Here is a 21,738-nt window from a genome sequence, read left to right as displayed (position 1 = left end):
AAATATTAAAATAGCATCATGACAACAGTAATCAAAATTCAACACTCTGTACTCGGTAAAGTAACCGATCCAAACGGTCACCCATTGCCAAACCTCAAAGTAGCCATCTATGATGTGGATATGCGAGAGTGGAATCTTTTGTCAGAGGACGTTACCTCCAAAGAAGGGAAGTATGAATTCACGTGGACACATGATCAATTGAGTGGCAGAGGTAAGAAAACGGCAGACATTGCTGTGAAAGTATTTACAAAAGAGAAAAATATTGAACTCTTTAGCTCCTCTATCAATGAAGTGCGGTTCAATGCATCAGACAGGGAAGAGATCAATATTACTATCCGTGAAGCTATTCCTAAAGAAGGAATTGAATTCGATCTCCTGGTAAAACAAATTTCCTTTTTAGCCGGCAAAGTTGCCATTGCTGATCTGCAGGAAAATAATGAACACGGAGACGTTAGTTTTCTTTCCAAAGAAATGGAAGTGGCTGCTGATAAAATTGAGCATTTGATCGTTGCACATCGTTTAGAAAAAATCTGCAAAATCGATGCTGGTTTCTTTTATGCCTTATTGCGGCAAAATACTTTATTGAACAATGAGTTTTCGAAAAACTTCAATGCACGTCTTGCTATTGGTATTGGCGTAGACCTTCAAACTTTACTTTATGATGCGGCGCTTACCGATGCTAAAATTATAAAAGCTGAAATTAATATAGCAGGGGAAGAAAAAATTATATCAGCAGCGATCGTGAAACAGGTAAACCGCTATGTAGAATTACTAACACAATACAAAAATAAAGCAACGCAATATTACGAAAAAGAACATCCTCAAAAAATCGTTAACCTGCTTGCTGATTTTTTTAAAGAAGATAAGCTGCAGCATATCCACGAATTATTTACAGCAAACAAAAATGATCTGAATTCTTTTTTTGATAAATTAAGTGACCCTGCTTTTTATGCGAGCAAGGAAAAAGGAAAAGCTGCGAAGACCCATATTGAACTCGGAAAACTCTTCGGTTTTGGAAATACCATTATTCCGCAGATCGCCAAAGCTAAAGGCATTAAAAAACCAAAGGACATTCGAAGGCTTGCAAAACTGAACAAGACAGAATGGGTAAAAGAGATCAGCAATACCAAACATGCTATAAAGGACAAAAAGGTAATTGACAGTTTTGCTTCTTCTATTGTAAGAAGAATGGAAACCGAATTTCCAACGCTTGCTTTTAGCGCACAATTAGAAAGAGAAAAGAAGACTGTTCTGAAAAACCAGGATAAGATACTCTCGTTCTTCAACAAGCATGAGGATTTTGACATGATGAACCACAATGTTGATCTGTTCCTCAAAGAGAAAAAAATCGCTACGAAGGAGAAGGAAGCTATTACAGAAGAACTAAAATCATTACAACGAATTTTTAAGTTAGTACCCCATTACAAAAAAACGCTTGCCCTGAGAGAAGAAAAAATTCATTCTTCCTATAGCATCGTCTCCATTGGGGAAACCCGTTTTGTAAAAGAAGTGGCCCCAAAAGCGGGGATAGAAGAAAGGGAGGCAACCGAGATTTACCGCAAAGCTGAATCAAAACATACAGCAGCTATGCTGATGGTCGGTGACCTGCAAGATAGTATGAGTGTCATTGACATCGCTTCTTTTGAAACAACCGCTCTTGCAAAGAAATTAGAAGCCGTTAGTAAAGATTTTCCAAATTTGAAATCACTTTTCAAATTGGTTGATTCCTGTGAATGCGAGCATTGCCGGTCAGTGTATAGCCCGGCTGCCTACCTCGTGGAGCTCCTTCAATTCCTGGGTAAGAGAGCCACGTTCAGCATTCCACATCCATTTAAATTCAGTGGTATTCTGACACATGATGCGACCACAACCGGAATAATATCTAACGATCTATTGGCCGCAATGACCAATGAAGGCTATACCCTTTCTCCAACCGCCCGAATAACCGCTTCGGCAAGCAGCCAGACAAGGTTTGAAATAAGAGATAACGGACAGCTTTTTATTATTGATAAAATAGGAGTAAATAACTACAGCATTTTTGATTATCAATTATCAGATGCCAAGGCTGAACTGTTTTCAAGAAGACCTGAGTTGGGAGAAATTGACCTTGGTTGTGCCAATGCCAATACGCCTGTAAAGTATATCGATCTTGTTTGTGAAATTTTAGAGGAAGCAGTCTCTCCTGCTCCCGGAATCAATTATTCAGGAGCGCTTGCATCCGGTGCTGATCCATTGAAAGGTAAAATTTCCAATGGATTACTTACCACGTTACAAAATGAAAAGTTTAAGGTAACTGCTGATGCGCTGATCTTTGAAACAGAATCGTCGACAACAAAACCCCATTACCTGAGGGATAAAGGTATTGTCTGCAAAATTGAAAATACGGGAGGAAACAACTATAAGGTTTATCGCTTACGACAAACTTTTGGAACTGCAGCAGAATTAGATGCTGCACCTGAATATGTAAATGAATTAGCTTACAAGGAACTCAACAAAAAATCATTTGCTTTTAAACTTCCTTTTGATCTTGCTCATACCGAAGCCAAAGCCTATCTAAACCGATTTGGCATTGACCGGGCTGAATTGATGAGCGCTTTCCAGGATGGAACTAATCCTGCCAATAACAGTATAGCAGCAGAACGATTGGGATTGACTGATGCGGAAAGAAATATCATTGCCAATTCCCCAGTTCCTAATGACAATGCTGCGCAACAAATTTATTGGAATGTACCTGCGCCCGGTAATGTTATTGACCACTTAAGACAGGTTGATCATTTCCTGGACAGAACAGGTTTAACCTATAAAGAATTAGAATTATTATTAAAATTGAAGTTCATTGATACAAATGAAAATTTATTTATAAAGCACAATGACCTGAGTTGCGACACGGTACAGAAAGAAATTGCCAACCTGGATCTGGATGCGCTGGACCGGATACATCGCTTCCTGCGATTGCAAAAGAAAACGGGATGGAAATATGAAATTTTGGATGAAATTATTTCTCAACCAAACTTAGGCGCAGGAAATTTAAATGATGATTGTCTTATCAAAGCTGCCCAGCTAAAAGATATTGCAGAAAAGACGAGTATCAAACTGGAAGAACTTATTGGTTGTTTTGGAGTGATCCCCTATTTGATCTTACAGGAGGATGGACCGAAGCCCTTGTACCAGCAACTATTTCTCAATAAAGCGAGGAATGGTATTATTGATGAAAACCTATTGCCTGAAAAAGTTAACGGATCACAAACAATAACTACTAACATTGGTTACCTCGCCACCTGTCTACAATTAAAAGTAAAGGACCTTGCATTCATCAAGCCGTTACTTCCAGACGATCAACTTAGTTTCTCTAACCTGAGTTTTCTTGTTGCGGCATCAAGACTCCTTAAAAAACTGAAATTAAAAGCGGAAGACTTTGCCATTATTCAAAAGTTAAGCGGCACTCCGATTTCATCAAGCCCCCTTGAAACGTTGGCATTTATTAAACTAGTGGAGGTTCATCAACATTCAACGTTAAAAGCTACCGATCTCAAATTTATATTAAATCACGAAGCAAGTAATTTAATTGACCGGGAAATAAAGGTTGAGAAAATTGAAGAATTATTAAGTAAACTAAAAAGCGAATACTCAAAAATAAAGATAGAACAACAATCAAAATTTGATAGCAAGCTATCAGCAGCAGAACAGAAGGAAACTTTTCTTGCTGTACTCGCCGGTATGGATGGAATAGCAGAAGCTGATGCAAAGGTAATTGTCGAATTCATTGATAGGGATTGGAAAGCTGTAAGCGATGCAACAGGAGCCAAAACATTTATTGATAATAAATTTGACGATGGAATCAATAGAACAACAATCAATACGGCTATTGATGCATTGTTTATAATAGACGACAGTCAGAAGCAACAGGCTATCCAGGATTATGAAGCTGCAGCACTGGTATTAAAGGCCGCCTATGATGAACTGCACCTTGCAAATTTGGCCGAATCAAATGCAATCACGCCGATTGAAATTGCAGCCGCTGCTGCATTGAAGACTACAGCAAAAAATAAAATTACTGCTGCAGAAACTGAATTAGAACTGGTACGGGCTCCTTACAATATCGCTACAGGTAGGGATCTATTAAAAGCCTTTCTTGATTCCATTGCTGATTTTCAACAAGCGGTTAGTAAGCGAGCAAGTTTAGAACAGACACTCGCAACTGCATTCAAAGCAGATCTCGCACTAACAGGAATAGTTATTCGCTATGCCAAACTTAATCCTGGTACGGACCAAATTTCAACTTTGTTATTGGACAATTTTGAAAATCCCATCATCCCCGGAAATTATGCAAAGCAATATGCTGCTATCAGGTTATTGCATAAAATGTTTGTCCTGCTGAATACTTTCAACATTTCTAACACAGATGCTGAATGGTATTTTGTTAATACTTCCAACCCTGTATTGAAATGGTTTGAGTTTGACAGCCTTCCTTATGAACCCGGGCAAACTGCCATTGAACTAAAAAAGTATTTGGCTTTCTGCAAAATTGTTTCCTATACAAAACAATACAGGGCAGTAACCAATCCAATAGACGCAGTAAACCCGATCAGTTTCTTATCCATTGTTGAACTAATTTTACCTGGTGCCGCGGCCGATAGAGATGAATTCCTGAATAAGCTGGCATTACTTACAGGCTATGAGAAAACTGACCTGGATGCCATCGATAGCTATTTATTTGCAGGAGATATAACGAAATACAAAGAAGCTGAAAGCTGGAGAAGGTTGTTGGATTGTGCCGCGCTTGCCCGAAAATTGGGCGCGTCGGTGGAACAAATAAAATTATACATCTCTCCTGTACTTACTATCGCTGAAGCGAGTGATCTGCGTGCTGTATTAAAATCCCGCTATGATGAGAATACCTGGTTAAGCACCCTGAAAGAGATCATGGATGCCATCCGTCCGCAAAAACGAAATGCACTCGTGGCTTACCTGCTCGCTACCAATCCCGGTATGAAAGATGAAAACGATCTGTATGAATATTTCCTCGTAGATGTAGAAATGGAAGCCTGCATGCCGTCTTCAAGGATCGTCCTTGCGCATAACGGCATACAGCTATTTGTGCAACGTTGTTTGATGGGATTGGAACCGAATGCCATTGCGGATGTTGATAAAGATCCCAACTGGAACCAATGGAAATGGATGAAGAATTACAGGACATGGGAAGTGAATTGCAAGATATTTCTCTACCCTGAGAACTGGTATGATGTCAGTCTTACGGATAACAAAACCTATTTACTCTCGGAATTCATTAGTGAGATCCAGCAGAATGAATTAACAAACGACACAGCTGAAGAAGCTGTAAAGAAATATCTTCAAAAACTGGATGATATCGCATTTCTTGAAGTAATGGCCACCTGGTATGATGTGCCCACAAGAGATATGCATGTTTTTGGACGGACCAAGGGAGGTGATCCATCCGTATATTATTACAGGCGTTTTGAAAACGAAAGGTATTGGACACCCTGGGAAAAAGTGGACCTGGATATCACAGGCGATCACTTGCTGGCATTTAAAAGAAACGGCCGATTGAATTTGGCCTGGCCGTTGTTCAGTGAAGTGGCCGAGGAATTATCTACTATTCCAATACCCAGTAGTGCTCCGGGTACCCAGGTTGAGGCAAACCCCAAGAAGAAATTAAAGATCCAATTAGCTATTAGTGAATACAGCAATAAAAAATGGCAGGCAAAAAAGGTTTCCCGGGAAGGAATACACACACCAGGTAATTATATAACAGCTACCAGCTTGCCGAAAAAAGAAGAGTATAGCCTGAGATATTCACAAACTACAGATCAAGTATTTCTCTTTCGTGATCTAAAAGAAAATTATTACATACAGGTCAATGGAATTTTTGATATCGCTGGTTGTAAAGGCTATCCTGAATTGGTATTTGAAGGGAATGCAGCATTTCCTGATTTTTATCCAGATTTTAAAGATGCATCCCTCAGATCCCAACGATATTTTGAAAAGCCACTTGATCTAAAAGATCCTATCAGAATTAGCCCGGATGACCTGGCTGTAAAAAATGGCAGGTCTCCTTTTGCCTTCTATGAAGTTTTAAATAAGACCCAGGGTAAATTCAGAATTTCCTATCCTCATCAATTCACCCCAATTGATGGAGTGGCTTTGATCTATCAATACTTTCTATCGATCATCAATAAAGACAGGAACCAACTCAAACTTCCGTTAGGTACACTGTTGCCCTACTTTAAAGAAGATAGCAAACATGCTTATGTAATTATTCCCGGCTTTTATAAAAGAGAATTTGACAGGGGTGAATTTGTAACAACCTATACATTGACCGATGCAGAAAAAAGAACGGCCTCCAATGCTTTTCAATTAATAGAAGATGTTGTCAAATGGTATAAGAAGATAAAGTTTGAATTTCAGCTAACCCCTCCGACAGATCTTAATGCAGCACTTAAGTATATTTTAACGGATACTGATTTCCAGGATATACTGAAAGAACTAAGCAAGTATGCTGACTTGGATGTATTCTTAAACCTATTGGTTGGACGAAGTGGCGATCCCAGTGTTGATAATTTTTTGAGGGAACTAATACAGGATGTACCGTTAAAATATGGGGAGCAATTTAAAAATATGTACCATCCGTTGGTTTGCGCTTTACGAAGCATACTGTACAAAGATGGTATTCCTGCGTTAATGAAAAGGGAGACCCAACTCCAAGTAACAAATTTTGATTTCAAAACACATTATGTTCCCCATCCACTGATCGTTCCTCAAACCCGAATCAAAAATCCTGACGGAACACAAACATTAAGTTACCCCATAGAGGATGTTGATTTTGAAAGTGACGGAAGTTATAGTGTCTATAACTGGGACCTATTTTTCAGGTTGCCTCTTCATATTGCCGGCAGCCTTACCCGAAACCAGCGTTTTGAAGAAGCATTGACCTGGTTTCATTATATGTTCAATCCAACAGGTGCACTACCCGGGAATGGCGTGCAAAAGTATTGGGTGACCAAACCCTTCTATTTAAACCAGGAAACAGATTATATCAATCAGCGAATTGATTCTTTGTTATACGCCACCGCCAACTTGTCGAATCCCACTATTAAAGAATTGGAATTTGCTATTGAAGAATGGAGGAACAAACCTTACCGGCCTGATGTCGTTGCACGTTTCCGTCCTGTTGCTTATCAAAAAGCTTTGCTGATGAAGTACATTGATAATCTTACTGAATGGGGAGATCATTTATTCAGGCAGGATACCATGGAATCTATCGCACAAGCCACACAGCTATATATTCTTGCTGATAAATTACTCGGGCCAAAGCCACGAATAATTCCTGCTGCCATTAAGCAACCTTATGAAACCTATAATCAATTAGAAGCTAAGATCGACAGTTTTGGAAATGCATTAGTGGAATTGGAAAATATTCTCCCCGATCTTTCGGTATTACCTGAAGGTGGCAATGAACTGCCTGCATCCCCTGCATCTCTGTCCATGCTTTATTTCTGTATTCCCGCCAACGATAAAATGTTTGAATACTGGAACCGGGTGGCAGATCGTTTATTTAAGATCAGGCATTGCCAGAATATTGATGGTGTTGAAAGAAGTCTTGCCTTATTCGCACCACCATTGGATCCGGATATGTTGATACGTGCTGCTGCTTCGGGTTTGGATCTGTCAGCAGTACTGGCAGGAATGAATGCACCTACTCCGTATTATCGTTTTAACGTCTTATCACAGAAAGCGACCGAACTTACCCAGGAGGTAAGAGGATTAGGAAGCTCGTTGCTGTCTGCGTTAGAGAAAAAAGATGCAGAGGCATTGTCGTTACTAAAAAATGAACTGGAATTAAAAGTGCTTACTGCTGTCAAGGATATCAAGATACTTCAGCTCAATGAATCGAAAGAGCAAATTGAAGTGTTGAATCGAACCAAGAAAGTAACTGAAGAAAAACAAAGATATTATTCAAGCATTGAAAAAATCAGTTCCAAAGAGCAGCTGAATTTAGATAAGCTTGAATTAGCGCATGATCTTCAACTCGCCGCACAATTAAGTCAGACGCTTGCTGGTGTATTTGCACTGATCCCCTCGGCTGCGATCGGAGCTGCAGGGTTTGGTGGCAGCCCTCATGCCACTATGAAATGGGGTGGTTTTAATTTATCCAGTGCAGCAAAATCAACAGCTGATACCATCAATATTTTTAGTTCTATTGCATCCTACCAAGCAAGCCGGGCTGCTACACTCGGAGGTTATAACCGGCGATTTGAAGATTGGAAACTCCAGGAGCGACTTGCCACTAAAGAACTGGCTTCTATTGATAAACAAATTGCTGCAGCAGAGATCAAGAAAGAAATAGCGGAGAACGAATTAAAAAATCATGAACTGCAAATTGACAATTCAAAGAAGACCGATGAATTCATGCGGACAAAATTCAGCAACATTGAATTATATGACTGGATGATCGGACAGATCAGTGCAGTGTATTTTAAATCCTACCAGCTTGCGCATGATATTGCCAAGAAAGCGGAACGTTGCTATCGTTTTGAACTGGGCAATGATGATTCCTTTATCAACTATGGTTATTGGGATAGTATGAAAAAAGGGTTGCAATCTGCCGACCACCTGCTCCATGATATCAAACGGATGGAAACGGGTTACATGGATAAAAATAAACGGGAATATGAAATCACCAAACATGTATCGCTTGCGTTGCTAGACCCATTGGCTTTGGTCAGACTTCGTCAAACGGGTATTTGCGATTTTGAAATACCGGAAGTCTTATATGATATGGATCATCCCGGGCAATATTTCAGAAGACTCCGATCAGTAAGTGTGAGCCTGCCCTGTATTGCCGGACCATATACTTCGGTAAGTGCTAAACTTTCATTGGTAAGTAACAAGTATAGGAAAAATATGAACCCGGATAATGCGGCGGCAACCGGTTATGCGGAAGACATTGGGAATGATGAACGTTTTGTTTATAATGTTGGAGCGATTCAATCCATCGCCACCAGCAATGCACAAAACGATAGTGGTGTATTTGAATTAAACTTCAGGGATGAACGCTATTTACCATTTGAGAACACAGGTGCTATTAGTACCTGGCGATTAGAACTTCCAACCGAAGTGAAACAATTTGACTATGATACTATTTCGGATGTTGTTCTCCATGTAAAATATACAGCAAGAGAAGGTGGTTCAGGATTAAAAACAATTGCCAATGCAGTCCTAAGAGACCAGTTGCAGTTGATTAACCAACGGTTGGGTGAAACCGGTTTGCACGCGTTACTACATTTGAAACATGATCTGCCAAACGAATGGCTATTGTTCAAGAAAAATGCTACCGTAAACTTGACCCTTAACAAATCAAGACTGCCTTACCTGGTTCAATCCATTGAGACAACAGAAATCGATAGTGTAATGTTCCTTGCAAAGTTAAATGATGGTTCTGCTTCAGCATTTACCATCACCGTTGATACCGTTGATACAAATCTTGCAAAGCTGGATGAGTTGAACCTCTATAAAGGAATTAATTCTGCTATTTCAATGGATACTTCATTCAATCTTTTAGTTACAGCTGCCGACGCATTGAAATTGGAGGAATTATTATTGGTGGTGAAGTATAAATTTTGAATTTAAATAATATTAGTCTCGTCTTTGGACTCTAAGTTTTTTGCTGGAGAAAGTGCATATTGGAAAGTATTATTTGAAGGTTTTTATACAAAGTTAAATATCCCGAAACAGATCGATGATGTTTCACTGTGAGGATGGTTTTTAAAAATTAGCATAAATTATATGCTTGATTGTAAAAGGGTTTGAACTAGAAGTTTGAATCCTGACTCGGTTGCAACCCTAGCTTTCTGTAAAACCGCATTCCAAGTTGCGTGACGTTTTTTTTTCATAACCCTAACCTTCGACTGAATTCCATTTCTGTCATTCATTTGACAGTGCTTCAGTTTAATTTCAAAACTAGCTCTATTCTGTAATTCAACCGACAGCATCTTCGCATACACAAGTATTTCTTTGTACTTCAAAAAAGCGAAGTATGCGAAAAACTAAAAAGCCTGTAGCCGTTGAACAGGCCATCAAAGAAAAACGTAATGAAGAGCGATTGATCAGCATTGTATTTACATTGACAATGCTGCTGATCGGTTTGTTTGTTAGTGTTAGCAGTCATGCACAAAAGCAAAACGGTAAATACTTTAATAATATAGATGCAAGTGGCGTGATCCTCGATGGTTATGATGCTGTGGCGTTCTTTACAGATAATAAGCCGGTAAAGGGAAATGCAGCCTTTCAGTTTAACTACCAGGATGCAGTTTATTATTTTGCCTCGCAGGAACACCTCGATCTGTTTAAAGCTGATCCTGAAAAATACAAACCGCAATTTGGCGGCTGGTGTGCTTATGCCGTTTCATTAGGCCGTATTGCACCAATTGATGTGAATACATTCTCGATTGTAAATGGCCGATTATTTATTCAGCACAACCAGCGTGCAGTAAATGGTTGGAACAAAGATGTGCCTATGAATATTATCCTCGCTGATAAATACTGGCCAAATGTAGCAGCCCATCACGGTAAACAAATTACCACCGATGAAGAAAAACAGTATTACAACAATACAGACAAAGATGGTGTGATCATGGATGGATATGATCCCGTTGCATACTTCACCGAAAAAAAAGCGGTGAAAGGTTCATCTGAATTTTCTGCCCGTTACAACGGCGCTACTTTCTATTTCACATCACAGCAACATGCAGATATGTTTAAAGAGCATCCGGATATGTTTGCGCCTTTATATGGTTCGTTCTGCGGTTATGCAATGGCTTTTGCAAGAAGAAGACCTGTTAATCCTGAGTATTGGAATATTGTAGATGGTCATTTGATATTGCAACATTCAAAAGGAGCATGGGAATTGTTTAGTAAAGACATCCCAAAGTTCAAAGCGGAAGCTGATGTAAAATGGCCGCCAATAAAAGAACAAAATGCAGGTAAGAAAGTTAAATATGACAAACCTGTTTAATCTCATCTTCAAAAAATTTCAATATGCAAAAGATCATAGTATTCCTGTTCGCAGTATGCACAGTAACAATCACAAATGCACAAGTAACGCAACACAATATTTCACTGGAATCAGCAAAGCTGATTGTAACAGAAGCAGTCAAGTTTGCAAAATCGGTGAATGCGCCGGGTGGTGCAATTGCGGTTGTTGATAATGGCGGTAATCTCGTTTATCTCGAACGGTTGGATGGAACGTTTGCAGCAGCAAGTGAAGTGGCAACAAAAAAAGCAAATACCTCAGCATTATTCAAAGCGCCTTCTTCACGACTTGAAAATTCAATCAATGGTGGAAGAGGCGCATTGATCACTGTCGGGCATACATTTCTGCAAGGTGGTATTCCTATTTTGTTTGAAGGGCAGGTGATCGGTGCCATTGGTGTAAGCGGAAGTGCCAGTGCTCAACAGGATGAAGATATTGCCAACGCTGGAGCAAAAGTCAAGCTTAGTAAATAAGAATTGAATCATGAGCAAGATCTATAAAGTCATCAAAATACAGCTTATCCTGTTTTTATTATTACTCATCGGCATTGCTGTTTTTTCACAGGAAACAAGACAGCTTGCTCTAGATAAGCCATTTGCCGTTGCTGATCTTAAAACAACTGATGGTGCTGCATTACTGAATACGAAATGGTTTGTACAGCCTGTACATATTATCAACACAACCTTTAAACAACCTGGCCCCGGTACAAATGGCGATCCATTAAAGTTATATCCGACCGGTGCAGGCGTTCAAACAAATCACCTGCATCCACAGATAGGCTCTGTTGATTTTGAAAACGGATTTAAACCGATTGCTGCAACTGAACTGGAAAACAGGAAAGGCACAGGATTGTTTTCTTTTGTTTGGTATAAAACTGAACTTACTATTCCTGCAACTATTGGTACAGCATCAACAAAAGACATGACAGCTGTTTTTGAAATTACGGTTGATGATTACAGCGAAATATGGGTGAATGGTAAACAACATCAAAGCTTTGGTCAGTCTGGTAATGGAGTGATCGCAGGTTACAATACACGTAACCGTGTACTGTTAACTGAACATATAAAAGCAGGAGAAAAGTTTGTCATTTATATTCTTGGTATCAATGGAACAATAGGAAAGCTTCCAGACAATTACATTTGGGTGCGTAGTGCGTTTGTTGATTTTTATAAAAACGGATTACCTGTTAAAAAAGAGTGGGCTGATGTAGGAAAAATTTATACCATCAATCCCAAATTTAATACGATTATTACTGCAGGAACAAAAGTAGAAAAAGTAGCAGATGGTTTTTCGTTCACGGAAGGGCCGGTATGGCATCCCGATGGTTATTTATTATTCAGTGATCCTAATACAAATACAATTTACCGTTACGATCCTTCAACACATAATGTAACAGTTTATATAAGTCATAGTGGTTATAGTGGTGCAGATATTGGAGAGTATGGTCAGCCCGGTAGTAATGGGTTGGCAATTGATAAAGAAGGAAGATTGATTGTTGCACAACATGGTAACCGTCGTATCATTCGTCATGAAAAGAAAGGACCTATGACAATATTGGCCGATAAGATTGATGGGAAGCGATTCAATAGCCCGAACGATGTTGTATTGAAAAGCGATGGTACTGTTTATTTTACTGATCCCCCTTATGGGTTACCATCTTTCTATACTGATAAACGAAAGGAAACAGAATGGCAGGGAATTTATATGATCCAAAATGGGAAGGTACAATTGGTATCAACTGATCTCGGCGGGCCGAATGGTCTTGCTTTTTCGCCCGATGAAAAATATTTTTATGCAACCAACTGGGATATCCGTGATATTCATACAACAAAAACCATTTGGCGATACGAGGTGCAGCCCGATGGCACATTAAAAAATGGTAAAGTGTTTTTTGATTTTAATTTTACAGAAGATGAAGAAGCGCTTGATGGGTTAAAGATCGATAAGGAAGGAAATCTGTTTGTATCAGCACCGGGTGGTTTGTGGATACTGTCTCCCGATGCAAAGATCTTAGGCAAGGTTGTTACGCCTGAGCGGCCGGCAAACATGGCCTGGGGCGATGATGGGAAAACATTGTACATGACGGCGCACAGCAGTATCTACAAAATGCGGGTAAACACCGGTGGTAAGTTCAGTTGGGAATAAACAAATAGTATAAATTGTGCCGGGTAATATTGCCCGGCTCATTTATTATTAAAACGAATAATTATGAAAACAGCAATAGTTACAGGTGCTACCGGAAACCTTGGCCAGGCCGTTGTAAGTAAGTTTATTGAGGAAGATTATTATGTGGTTGGCACTGTTATCCCGAACGATCCTGTGCAATTAGATTATCCTGCTCACCAATATAAAGCTATAACAGTTGATCTTTTAGATGAAAGTGCGGCTTCGGCTTTTGTATCATCAGTTATTGAAGAGCATGGAGCAATTGATGCCGCTGTATTAACAGTGGGTGGTTTTGCAATGGGTTCTGTTGCTGATACATCATCAGCTGATATGTTGAAACAATACAAACTCAATTTCGAAACAGTTTATCATGTTGCCCGCCCTGTGTTTGTACAAATGATGAAACAAAAAGCAGGACGAATATTTATGATTGGGTCAAAACCCGGTTTGTCTGCAGCAAACAGTAAAGGCATGACGGCCTATGGTCTTGCAAAATCATTAGTCATTCGTCTGGCTGAACTGATGAATGTTGAAGCGAAAGGGACGAATGTTGTGGCAAGCCTGGTTGTGCCCAGCACTATTGATACACCACAAAACCGAAAATCAATGCCCGATGCGGATGTGAGCAAATGGGTGAAGGCTGAAGATATTGCCAATATCATTTACTATCATAGCAGCGATGAAGGCGCCATACTTCGTGAAACAGTTATAAAAGTTTATGGTAACGGTTGAGTCGGCTATTCAATAAATCCTGTTCCCTAATGTATTTCATGCGACAGTTTTAATCCAAGGGATCATGAAACTTCGTTTATAATTCTACAATTTATGCTACAAGGGAAAAATATACTTATTACTGCCGGCCCAACCAGGGAAGCAATTGATCCGGTGCGTTATATCAGCAATCATTCTTCAGGCAAAATGGGATATGCTATTTCTGATGTTTGTTTACAGCAGGGTGCAAACGTTACACTTGTATCAGGCCCGGTATGCATTTCGTTATCGCATGAAAATTTAACTTTGGTGCAGGTGCAATCAGCCAATGAAATGTACCTGGCTTGTTGTCGTTATTTTGAAGAAGCAGATATTGTTGTGTTTGCAGCGGCCGTTGCAGATTACCGCCCCGCAATCATTGCACAACAAAAGATCAAAAAATCAGACGAGGAGTTTTTTATCCGCATGGTAAAGAACATTGATATTGCTTATGAGTTTGGACAGATCAAACAACCACATCAACTTTCAGTTGGGTTTGCATTGGAAACAAATAATGAACTGCAGCATGCTGTCGGTAAACTGGAAAAAAAGAATTTCGATATGGTTGTTCTCAATTCGATGAATGATGCACAGGCAGGATTTGGCTTTGATACGAATAAGATCAGTATCATCCGTAAAGATCAAACAAGAGTTGAGTTCGATCTGAAGCCTAAGAGTGAAGTGGCCATTGATATTGTAAACGAATCCGCCAGGCTTTACCAAGCCAAAGCGAATTTTGTACGGTCACTTGTTTAATGAAATAAATTTATTCAGGCTTACAATAGATCAGTTCATCATTTTCTTTGAACCAACTCAGTCCCCCGGTTCTTTGCAAACCTTTCTTTGTATCAACATATAAAACGTTCCAGTCATCAAATTGCACGGCCCTTGCAGTTAGTCTTACAGGATCAGCAACATAGTCTTTCACAAAATCGTTTAGTTTATTTCCTTTTTCATCGAGTAGCAGGTAATATACCGGCCCGGCGTTTTGCTGGCGCACATAAAAAACAGGACTGATGCCTCCTGCAATACAACGAATAGCACAATCACGATGTGGCTTTCCTCTGCCCGGTTTCATTACACCGAAATAACATTTGGGATCCAATACTTCACCAATCAGTTCTACAGTGCCAAGTTCTTTTGTTATTGTTTGATGAGAAGTAGTTGTTGTTGCAATGCTAAGCAAGGGTTTATCGTGTTCATCAATTTGCAAAAATGATTTCCCATCATGGTAGATCAATGTTCCCTTGAGTGTGATTTGTTTTTGATCAAGGCTTACAGCACGCTCTTCTTCAAGTGAACGAACAATACCTTCAGCTCCATGTTTTCCATAACCAACCAAAGGCATAGTAATAAAGCTGCTGCTGTTATTTTGTTGACTGTACACTTTAATGGATGGCACAGGAAACTTCTGATAGATACCCGTTACCTCGGTAAGCTGTCCATATTCAAAAACAGCGTTCGAGAATTTTTTCTGTTGCAACGACAGCAATGAAGCAAGCGCAAGAACCAATACTGCAACGGCAACTATGGCTATTGTTACCTGTCTCGTATAACCTTTTGGTGCTGCAGGCATCCATCCTATATAAAATTCATTATTATTCATGTCAATTTGCTTTCGGTTTATAACGATACTCCTTCACGTTCAGTTCCTTCAGCATACGCAGTTGGGTTCAACCATACTTTGTTATTATTCACCCGCACATCGTAAGTGTTTACTTTTTCTTTAAAGGGTGGTGGCGATTGCCCGTTCTGTGGCAGGTATTGATAACCATGCCAGGGGCAGGTAATACAACCATCAACGATCTTTCCTTCACCCAATGGCCCGCCCTGGTGTTTGCATACATTGTGAATTGCGTATAATTTATGTTCATGTCTGTACACAGCGATGCGTTCCTGGTCAATACAAAAGATCTTTGCACGGCTGTCTTCAATTTCATCTGCTTCACACACATATACAAAGCCATCTTCTTTCAGTTTAAACTTCATCTTATCGATTTTTCTTTCTTTTAGTCCTGCAAGCAGGTGAAGAATGATCAACGAGGCAGAGCCGGTAAACAGGATAAGTACAAACGCCGGATTTTTTTCATATTGAATGACTCCAAGCATTACATGCATTGCCACGAGTATATAAGCTGCATACACAAACATGTGCAGTGTTTTCCAGACAATTGGGGAAAGATTGTGTAGCCAGAAATCATGACTGGTAATAGCCATTAAAAAGAAGATGATCAAAGCAAAAAATCCTAAGGCCTGGAATGGGAATGCCGGAACTGACCCATAGTTTGTATTAGAAAGAAATAATGAGAGGAATGGATTGGTATTGCTCAGCGAATGAAACTGGATGATGCTGAAAACGCCATGCACTGCTGCAAAGCAAAACATGGTAACACCAAGATGTCTTCTGTTGTAGAGTAATGGCATGAACTTTTTGTTCAATCTTGTTAATGGGCCAATGGAAAGAATGATGTGTAATAACAACACCGCAAGGGTAGAAGTACTCCTGATCAGTATTGTTTCGAATGTTGCTTCGACGTTAAAGAGTAGTGTGAGTGAAATGAATAAAATAAGATAGGTGATGCAAAAAGCAGCGATCCATCCATCATAAATTTTCTTTTGCCGGTTCCAGCCGACAGCACTATAAGCGGTACTCATAATTGAAAGTTGAGTGTGTCGATGATCTGTTGATGAATAAAATCGTACAGCTGAAAACGATAGGTGTTAGTCGAAAAACTATCTGTTTGAATAGAGAATCGATAAATTCCTCTTGTTTCAATCCGGCCAATCAATTTTTTGTTATTTCCTTCTTTTAGCTGGTAGATAACAGCAGTAGGCACTTTTAATGGCAATTCATTTCTCCATTCTAATTGTAACTCACCTGCATTGTTTTTTCTTAGTTGAACTGTGTATGCCGGGCGTTCAATTTTTTTAATGCTTGTTGGAAATGCTTCGGGCAGATCGATGCTGATAGCTTTTACTGGTTCTAATTGTGGAATAAGTAGCGAGGAAATAAGCAGCAGCACCGGTAGAAAAAGCCCGATCAACACCCAACTGATGCGATGACGCTTTCGCAGTTGCTTATTCATATGCCTGTTCTTTTAATGCTTTTCTCCACTTGCGGAGTAATACAGGCCAGAACACAATAACACCGGGGCTGATGATGATATAAAAACCAATACTGCTTCCTTTAGCTGTTTCATCTATGTGTCGGATGCCTTTGGCATAAAAGAACGGAACAAACAATACCCCGATCAACAGGTATATGAGTGCTATGATGAGTATGACAGATATGATCATAAAGATCCTTTATGCAAAGAGAGAACATTCACAGGAGTTTTGCTGTCGTTCAATTGACGCAGAAGAAAAAAAACTGTTTATATATTAAGCACACTGTTCCACCCATTAAAACCATCAGGCTCACGCACAGGATTCTCCACATCTTCCACCCACATCTTATCATCAATTAAAAATTTGTAAGTGTAAGTGCCTTGTGGTGGCATTGGTATTTCAATTTTCCAAAATCCGTTGGCAGAAGGCTCCATCAGCAAAACATCCTGCGCCCAATAATTAAAACTGCCTGCAAGCGATATCTGGTGGGCACAACTATTCTGAATATGAAATTCGATCATTTTTTTTGGCCTGTTAATAAAAGGCGATGCATGTTGTTTCATTACAACCTCCCGGTTTAAAATGTTAAGCAATGCTCTACGGGGACGGATATAACCATAACCTTGCTTTACAACGGGTACATCAGGAAGACGTTTTGCAGTGCTGAATAGCAGTCTGCGGATATTCAACGGATCAAGTTCCGGTTTGGCCTGCAATAACTGTGCAATTACTCCTGTTACCAACGGTGCTGCAAACGAAGTGCCATCAACATGCATGTAGTGCCTGGAAAAAAACTTTGTCTGCAGTACACGTTTTGCCAGCAACTGCCTGCAATAAGTTACGCTCATTTTTTCATTTCCGTTTTCGGGGAGCGAAGTATTTTTTTGCACATCGGGCCATTGCTGCATTAACTCTTCATCAGAAAGCTGAAGGGCATGATGTAAGGCAGCTGCCTCCTCAGCTTCAATAGTGCAGGGTAAGATAGGTGCTGCGATCCAGATGGCATTTGCAACCAATTCGGGTTTATATAAACCATCGATTGTTGTGCCGAACGAAGAATGATAACTCAATGGAACAGTAGTAAGATCATTTGCATCATCTACACCGCCAATACTGATCACATTCGGTGCATTTGCAGGTGGTTTGATCATGACGTCTGTGTCGTTCCCTGCTGCAGCAACAATATTGACGCCCGCATTGATGAGTTGTTCTGCAAGCTGATCAATTCGCGAATCATGATAACTCATGTTCTCATCAGTACTCACGCTCAGGTTCACAATCTTTATGTTGTAGGTTAGATGATTTACAGCAACCCATTCTAATGCTTTCATGATATTGGCCGTTGGTATTCTGCCGTTATCATCCTGCACTTTGATCAATACAAGTTCAGCATCAGGCGCAATGCCTTTGTATAAACCATTGCTGCAATAACCATCACCTGCACACACAACACTTGTCATAGTGCCATGCCAGGCAGATGAATGTGGTTTGCTGAAAAAATCTTGAGTACGGTCGGGATCAGTAATGTCAATGATCTTCTTAATGCGATTGCGTGTTCTAACCAAATCATCATGCAGATAAAAACCACTGTCAATAAAACAAATGGTAACGCCTTTGCCGGTGAACCGTATATCTGTATCTATGCGAAGTGCTGAAGGAAGAATGATAAAATCATCTGGACTTTTTACCGGGAAGTGAGGACCAATTTCAGGAAGCATGCGTTGCTGCATCAACAATTCAGTATGATAATAATCAATACAACGACTGCAGATGCCATCATCTCTTGTCCAATCAGGAAACTGTTCTTTGATCTTATCAATGATCAACCGCTCACTTTCAAGATGAAAACGGTAAATGAGTTTATGCACTTCATCGCCACAAAGCGGACAGGTAACAGCAGTTGTTTCGTTCATTGCAAGTGTTGATTGAATTATTTTTCGATTATATATTCAGTGATCTGCACAGCATGTCCATCAGGATCTTTCACAATAAATGATTTTGTGTACACACCGTTTTGTTGCTGATGTATGAGTTTGTTTGAAACAAATTTGTAATTCGCTGCCTTTAGTTGCTTGTATAATTTTTCTGCATCACTGGTTATCATATTTGTTTGCCAGAACCAGAGATCATCAGCTCTTGTATCAGATGGATATGAACGGCCTGGCCCTGGTTTCAGGTATTCAAGAAATTCAACACCAGGTCCTGCAGCAGATCTGTAACCGGTAATATGTAATGAAGCGTCTTGTATATTGTTGAGGTGTTCCTGCTCAATACCTTTATTAAAACTTTCGCCTTTTCGCTCAATACCTAATAAAGTTGAGTAGAAACGATGACTGGTACTTGTATTGCTGATGCCAATGGCTGTGTGATCAATTCCAAGAAATAGCTTTCCGTTTTGCTCTTGCCATTTTGTTTGTCCTTTCCCTTTCGGAAAAAAGATCAGTTCAAGATTATGTCCATCAGGATCATGAAAGTAAAATGCTTTGATTCCTTCGGCTCCCGGAATTGATTTGGGCAAAGTTTGTGGTGAAGTTGACACATGCTCTACGTTGTGTTTTCGGAGTTGTTGATAGGCCTGTTCCATATCGCTTACAACAATCGCAATATGTTGGAATGAAAGATCATTACTCTTCTGATTTTCAGGAATACTGCGACCGCCTGTTGTGAGATAATCTGTGAGCTCAATAAATTCATCACCCAGTTTTAAACGAACAATCCTGATGTTGATGCCGAACAAAGCTTTTAGTTGTTCAACTGATGTGCCCTGCATTTCTTCATCACTCACTTTTTCGAAACCTAATACATCAGTATAGAAAGGGAGAGAACGATTCATGTCTTTTACTGTAATGCCAATTGCATCTACTCTTGTTACCTGTGCTGCTAATACATAATTGAGCAACACAGCCAATGCAAAAAGCAGGAAATATTTTAATAGCTGTTTCATATGTAGTTGAAATGAAGTTTAGTTGGTGGCGATCCTTGTTTTTCTAAAGCGGATATATACCTCTGTTGCACTTAGCATTCCTGCAAGGGGTGCAATTAGATAGATCGGAAAAGATGTCCATGTATTTGCAGGTAATGCACTTGCAAAAGAACGGGCTGGGTTCATACCAAAACCTGAAAGGGGGCCTGCTATAATTACCCAGCAACAAACAAGACAGGCAGCAAATATTCTTGTGTATTTTTTAAGAACAGGATGATCGGATGTAAATAATACCATGCTCATGGTTATAAATGCAATGATAAATTCTGTAATAGCAGCCGGAACAACACCTGCTTTTCCGGGAACAGTCACCACAGAATTTACCGGAAGATCAATAAGCCAACTGCCGATGAGTTGTTGCATAATATAAACAGCTAATGTTCCTCCTGTTATTTGAAACAGCATAAAGAATAGTGCATCATATTTACACATTTGTCTGGTACGTAAAAAACTAAGTGTAACTGCAGGGTTGATCTGTGCGCCACTTGCTGCAGTGAGCGGTGAATAGAAAATGAATAATGCGGTTGCTCCCATAAGCACACCCATGATCACTACACGTAAAAAACTGTTTTGTAACAATTGATGTACAGGTGATGCAGGTGCTTCAAGTAAGGCACCAAAGAAACAGGCAGAGATCATAAATATTGCAAGACCCAATGCTTCTTGCAGATAGTGTTTGTAATTTTTTTGAAAGGAAGCTTTGAGTTGCGTAGTGCCGTTATGGCCTGTAATGATGCGTATGGGCATTGCTCTCATACTGCAAAATGAAACAAGTTCTAAGAGTTTTGCTGTCGGATGATTGACGAATCAACGAAAATCCCTCCATTCAAATTCGTAACTGATGCCAACGAGAAGATAGTGTTCGGTTTTGCGATTTGTAGCCAGCACGTATTCCATATGTGGCCTCACTCTTTTTGTGTTCAGCAAAATTCCGGCGCCTGCATTAAAATAGAAACGACCAGTGCGGACAAGTTCAGCATTTTGTTGGTTTTGTTCTTTTTCAAAGCTGTAGCTGATACCTGTTAATGGATAAATTGTCCAGAGTTTTCCAATGCTGTTGTTAAAATGAATATTCCAGTCGTAGTCCCATGCAGAAATGCGGTAGTTGCCGTTATGTTTTAAACGTAGTGCCGGGAAGAAACGGTTTATTTCAAGCCCTGTTGAAAGTTTGTTGTTTAGAAAATAGAAGGCACTGAAGTTGATGCCATTCTGTTTTGTCGTATGGTTGCGGATAGCTGCCACATCGATACCTATTTTTCGCTGCGCTGTAAGTAACAAACAACAGATCGTCAACAGTAACAGAAAGAATGTGTGCTTAAGACGTTTCATTGCTTATTTCTTTTAATTCTTTCGATAAAAAATAATTCAATGCTGTTCGAAGAATAGCGATCGCCGTCAGTTGCCCAATATCGTTCCAGCTTGGTGCAACTGCAGTAGCTAACACATCTGCGCCTAACAATAATTCAAGTGCAATAGCTACGGCACTTCCAAACTGCACACGCACCTGTTCGGCTGTGTATCTTTTTTTTAACGGTATAAAATAGGCGATGAATGTTTTCACTACTGTCCAACCAATGATAACAGCGGCAAGTATCTCCACTGTATGACTTATATTAATAGTAATAAATTTTGCTGTTTTTTCCATAGCAGAATAATATGAATGCCTCCCGAAGAATCGGGA

General features: G+C 39.8%; 15 protein-coding genes. 6 read left to right on the top strand and 9 right to left on the bottom strand.

Annotated features, from left to right (window positions below):
• Nucleotides 1-18 precede the first annotated feature (18 nt).
• From VK159_RS10415 to VK159_RS10390, 6 genes are all read left to right on the top strand, one after another.
• Nucleotides 19-9,642 carry a neuraminidase-like domain-containing protein gene (locus tag VK159_RS10415; protein ID WP_324230075.1) on the top strand — a complete coding sequence of 3,208 codons (9,624 nt, stop codon included), beginning with the start codon at nucleotides 19-21 and terminating at the stop codon, nucleotides 9,640-9,642.
• Between the two features lie 412 nt (nucleotides 9,643-10,054).
• Nucleotides 10,055-11,032, top strand: coding sequence for a YHS domain-containing (seleno)protein (locus tag VK159_RS10410; RefSeq protein WP_324230074.1), 978 nt, complete (start codon nucleotides 10,055-10,057; stop codon nucleotides 11,030-11,032).
• A 23-nt stretch (nucleotides 11,033-11,055) separates the two neighbouring features.
• Nucleotides 11,056-11,523: a heme-binding protein gene (locus VK159_RS10405; RefSeq protein ID WP_324230073.1), complete on the top strand. Its 468-nt coding sequence runs from the start codon at nucleotides 11,056-11,058 to the stop codon at nucleotides 11,521-11,523.
• Between the two features lie 10 nt (nucleotides 11,524-11,533).
• The gene (locus tag VK159_RS10400) at nucleotides 11,534-13,195 is read left to right on the top strand and encodes an SMP-30/gluconolactonase/LRE family protein (protein ID WP_324230072.1); all 1,662 of its coding nucleotides are present in this window, start codon (nucleotides 11,534-11,536) and stop codon (nucleotides 13,193-13,195) included.
• 63 nt (nucleotides 13,196-13,258) lie between these two features.
• A complete protein-coding gene (locus VK159_RS10395; protein WP_324230071.1) occupies nucleotides 13,259-13,948 on the top strand; it encodes an SDR family NAD(P)-dependent oxidoreductase in 690 nt (229 codons plus the stop codon).
• Nucleotides 13,949-14,041: 93 nt separating this feature from the next.
• On the top strand, nucleotides 14,042-14,722 hold the full coding sequence (locus tag VK159_RS10390) for a phosphopantothenoylcysteine decarboxylase (RefSeq protein WP_324230070.1): 681 nt from the start codon (nucleotides 14,042-14,044) through the stop codon (nucleotides 14,720-14,722).
• A 10-nt stretch (nucleotides 14,723-14,732) separates the two neighbouring features.
• Here the strand turns inward: VK159_RS10390 and VK159_RS10385 are convergent, their stop codons facing one another.
• From VK159_RS10385 to VK159_RS10345, 9 genes are all read right to left on the bottom strand, one after another.
• Nucleotides 14,733-15,572 (bottom strand): hypothetical protein, encoded by an 840-nt coding sequence (locus VK159_RS10385; RefSeq protein WP_324230069.1) that lies wholly within the window; start codon nucleotides 15,570-15,572, stop codon nucleotides 14,733-14,735.
• 17 nt (nucleotides 15,573-15,589) lie between these two features.
• Nucleotides 15,590-16,621: a Rieske 2Fe-2S domain-containing protein gene (locus VK159_RS10380; RefSeq protein ID WP_324230068.1), complete on the bottom strand. Its 1,032-nt coding sequence runs from the start codon at nucleotides 16,619-16,621 to the stop codon at nucleotides 15,590-15,592.
• Entirely contained in the window at nucleotides 16,618-17,052 is a 435-nt protein-coding gene (locus VK159_RS10375; RefSeq protein WP_324230067.1) for a hypothetical protein, read from the bottom strand. The genes VK159_RS10380 and VK159_RS10375 overlap by 4 nt, the downstream gene beginning before the upstream one ends.
• Nucleotides 17,045-17,263: a hypothetical protein gene (locus VK159_RS10370; protein WP_324230066.1), complete on the bottom strand. Its 219-nt coding sequence runs from the start codon at nucleotides 17,261-17,263 to the stop codon at nucleotides 17,045-17,047. The genes VK159_RS10375 and VK159_RS10370 overlap by 8 nt, the downstream gene beginning before the upstream one ends.
• Nucleotides 17,264-17,340: 77 nt before the next feature.
• On the bottom strand, nucleotides 17,341-18,987 hold the full coding sequence (locus tag VK159_RS10365; RefSeq protein ID WP_324230065.1) for a S8 family serine peptidase: 1,647 nt from the start codon (nucleotides 18,985-18,987) through the stop codon (nucleotides 17,341-17,343).
• 17 nt (nucleotides 18,988-19,004) lie between these two features.
• Nucleotides 19,005-20,018 (bottom strand): VOC family protein, encoded by a 1,014-nt coding sequence (locus VK159_RS10360; RefSeq protein WP_324230064.1) that lies wholly within the window; start codon nucleotides 20,016-20,018, stop codon nucleotides 19,005-19,007.
• Nucleotides 20,019-20,036: 18 nt separating this feature from the next.
• A complete protein-coding gene (locus VK159_RS10355) occupies nucleotides 20,037-20,813 on the bottom strand; it encodes an aquaporin (RefSeq protein ID WP_324230063.1) in 777 nt (258 codons plus the stop codon).
• Between the two features lie 51 nt (nucleotides 20,814-20,864).
• Nucleotides 20,865-21,386 (bottom strand): hypothetical protein, encoded by a 522-nt coding sequence (locus tag VK159_RS10350; RefSeq protein ID WP_324230062.1) that lies wholly within the window; start codon nucleotides 21,384-21,386, stop codon nucleotides 20,865-20,867.
• Nucleotides 21,373-21,702 carry a DUF1622 domain-containing protein gene (locus tag VK159_RS10345; protein ID WP_324230061.1) on the bottom strand — a complete coding sequence of 110 codons (330 nt, stop codon included), beginning with the start codon at nucleotides 21,700-21,702 and terminating at the stop codon, nucleotides 21,373-21,375. The genes VK159_RS10350 and VK159_RS10345 overlap by 14 nt, the downstream gene beginning before the upstream one ends.
• Nucleotides 21,703-21,738: the final 36 nt, after the last annotated feature.

The organism is Lacibacter sp. (genome assembly GCF_035299325.1).
In the GTDB taxonomy this organism is placed as follows: domain Bacteria; phylum Bacteroidota; class Bacteroidia; order Chitinophagales; family Chitinophagaceae; genus Lacibacter.
This window is presented reverse-complemented; position numbering and strand designations above follow the sequence as displayed.

Bases quoted from the DNA above. Each gene is read 5' to 3' on its own strand.
- VK159_RS10415 (WP_324230075.1), top strand. From the start codon at position 19: ATGACAACAGTAATCAAAATTCAACACTCTGTACTCGGTAAAGTAACC.
- VK159_RS10410 (WP_324230074.1), top strand. From the start codon at position 10,055: ATGCGAAAAACTAAAAAGCCTGTAGCCGTTGAACAGGCCATCAAAGAA.
- VK159_RS10405 (WP_324230073.1), top strand. From the start codon at position 11,056: ATGCAAAAGATCATAGTATTCCTGTTCGCAGTATGCACAGTAACAATC.
- VK159_RS10400 (WP_324230072.1), top strand. From the start codon at position 11,534: ATGAGCAAGATCTATAAAGTCATCAAAATACAGCTTATCCTGTTTTTA.
- VK159_RS10395 (WP_324230071.1), top strand. From the start codon at position 13,259: ATGAAAACAGCAATAGTTACAGGTGCTACCGGAAACCTTGGCCAGGCC.
- VK159_RS10390 (WP_324230070.1), top strand. From the start codon at position 14,042: ATGCTACAAGGGAAAAATATACTTATTACTGCCGGCCCAACCAGGGAA.
- VK159_RS10385 (WP_324230069.1), bottom strand. From the start codon at position 15,572: ATGAATAATAATGAATTTTATATAGGATGGATGCCTGCAGCACCAAAA.
- VK159_RS10380 (WP_324230068.1), bottom strand. From the start codon at position 16,621: ATGAGTACCGCTTATAGTGCTGTCGGCTGGAACCGGCAAAAGAAAATT.
- VK159_RS10375 (WP_324230067.1), bottom strand. From the start codon at position 17,052: ATGAATAAGCAACTGCGAAAGCGTCATCGCATCAGTTGGGTGTTGATC.
- VK159_RS10370 (WP_324230066.1), bottom strand. From the start codon at position 17,263: ATGATCATATCTGTCATACTCATCATAGCACTCATATACCTGTTGATC.
- VK159_RS10365 (WP_324230065.1), bottom strand. From the start codon at position 18,987: ATGAACGAAACAACTGCTGTTACCTGTCCGCTTTGTGGCGATGAAGTG.
- VK159_RS10360 (WP_324230064.1), bottom strand. From the start codon at position 20,018: ATGAAACAGCTATTAAAATATTTCCTGCTTTTTGCATTGGCTGTGTTG.
- VK159_RS10355 (WP_324230063.1), bottom strand. From the start codon at position 20,813: ATGAGAGCAATGCCCATACGCATCATTACAGGCCATAACGGCACTACG.
- VK159_RS10350 (WP_324230062.1), bottom strand. From the start codon at position 21,386: ATGAAACGTCTTAAGCACACATTCTTTCTGTTACTGTTGACGATCTGT.
- VK159_RS10345 (WP_324230061.1), bottom strand. From the start codon at position 21,702: ATGGAAAAAACAGCAAAATTTATTACTATTAATATAAGTCATACAGTG.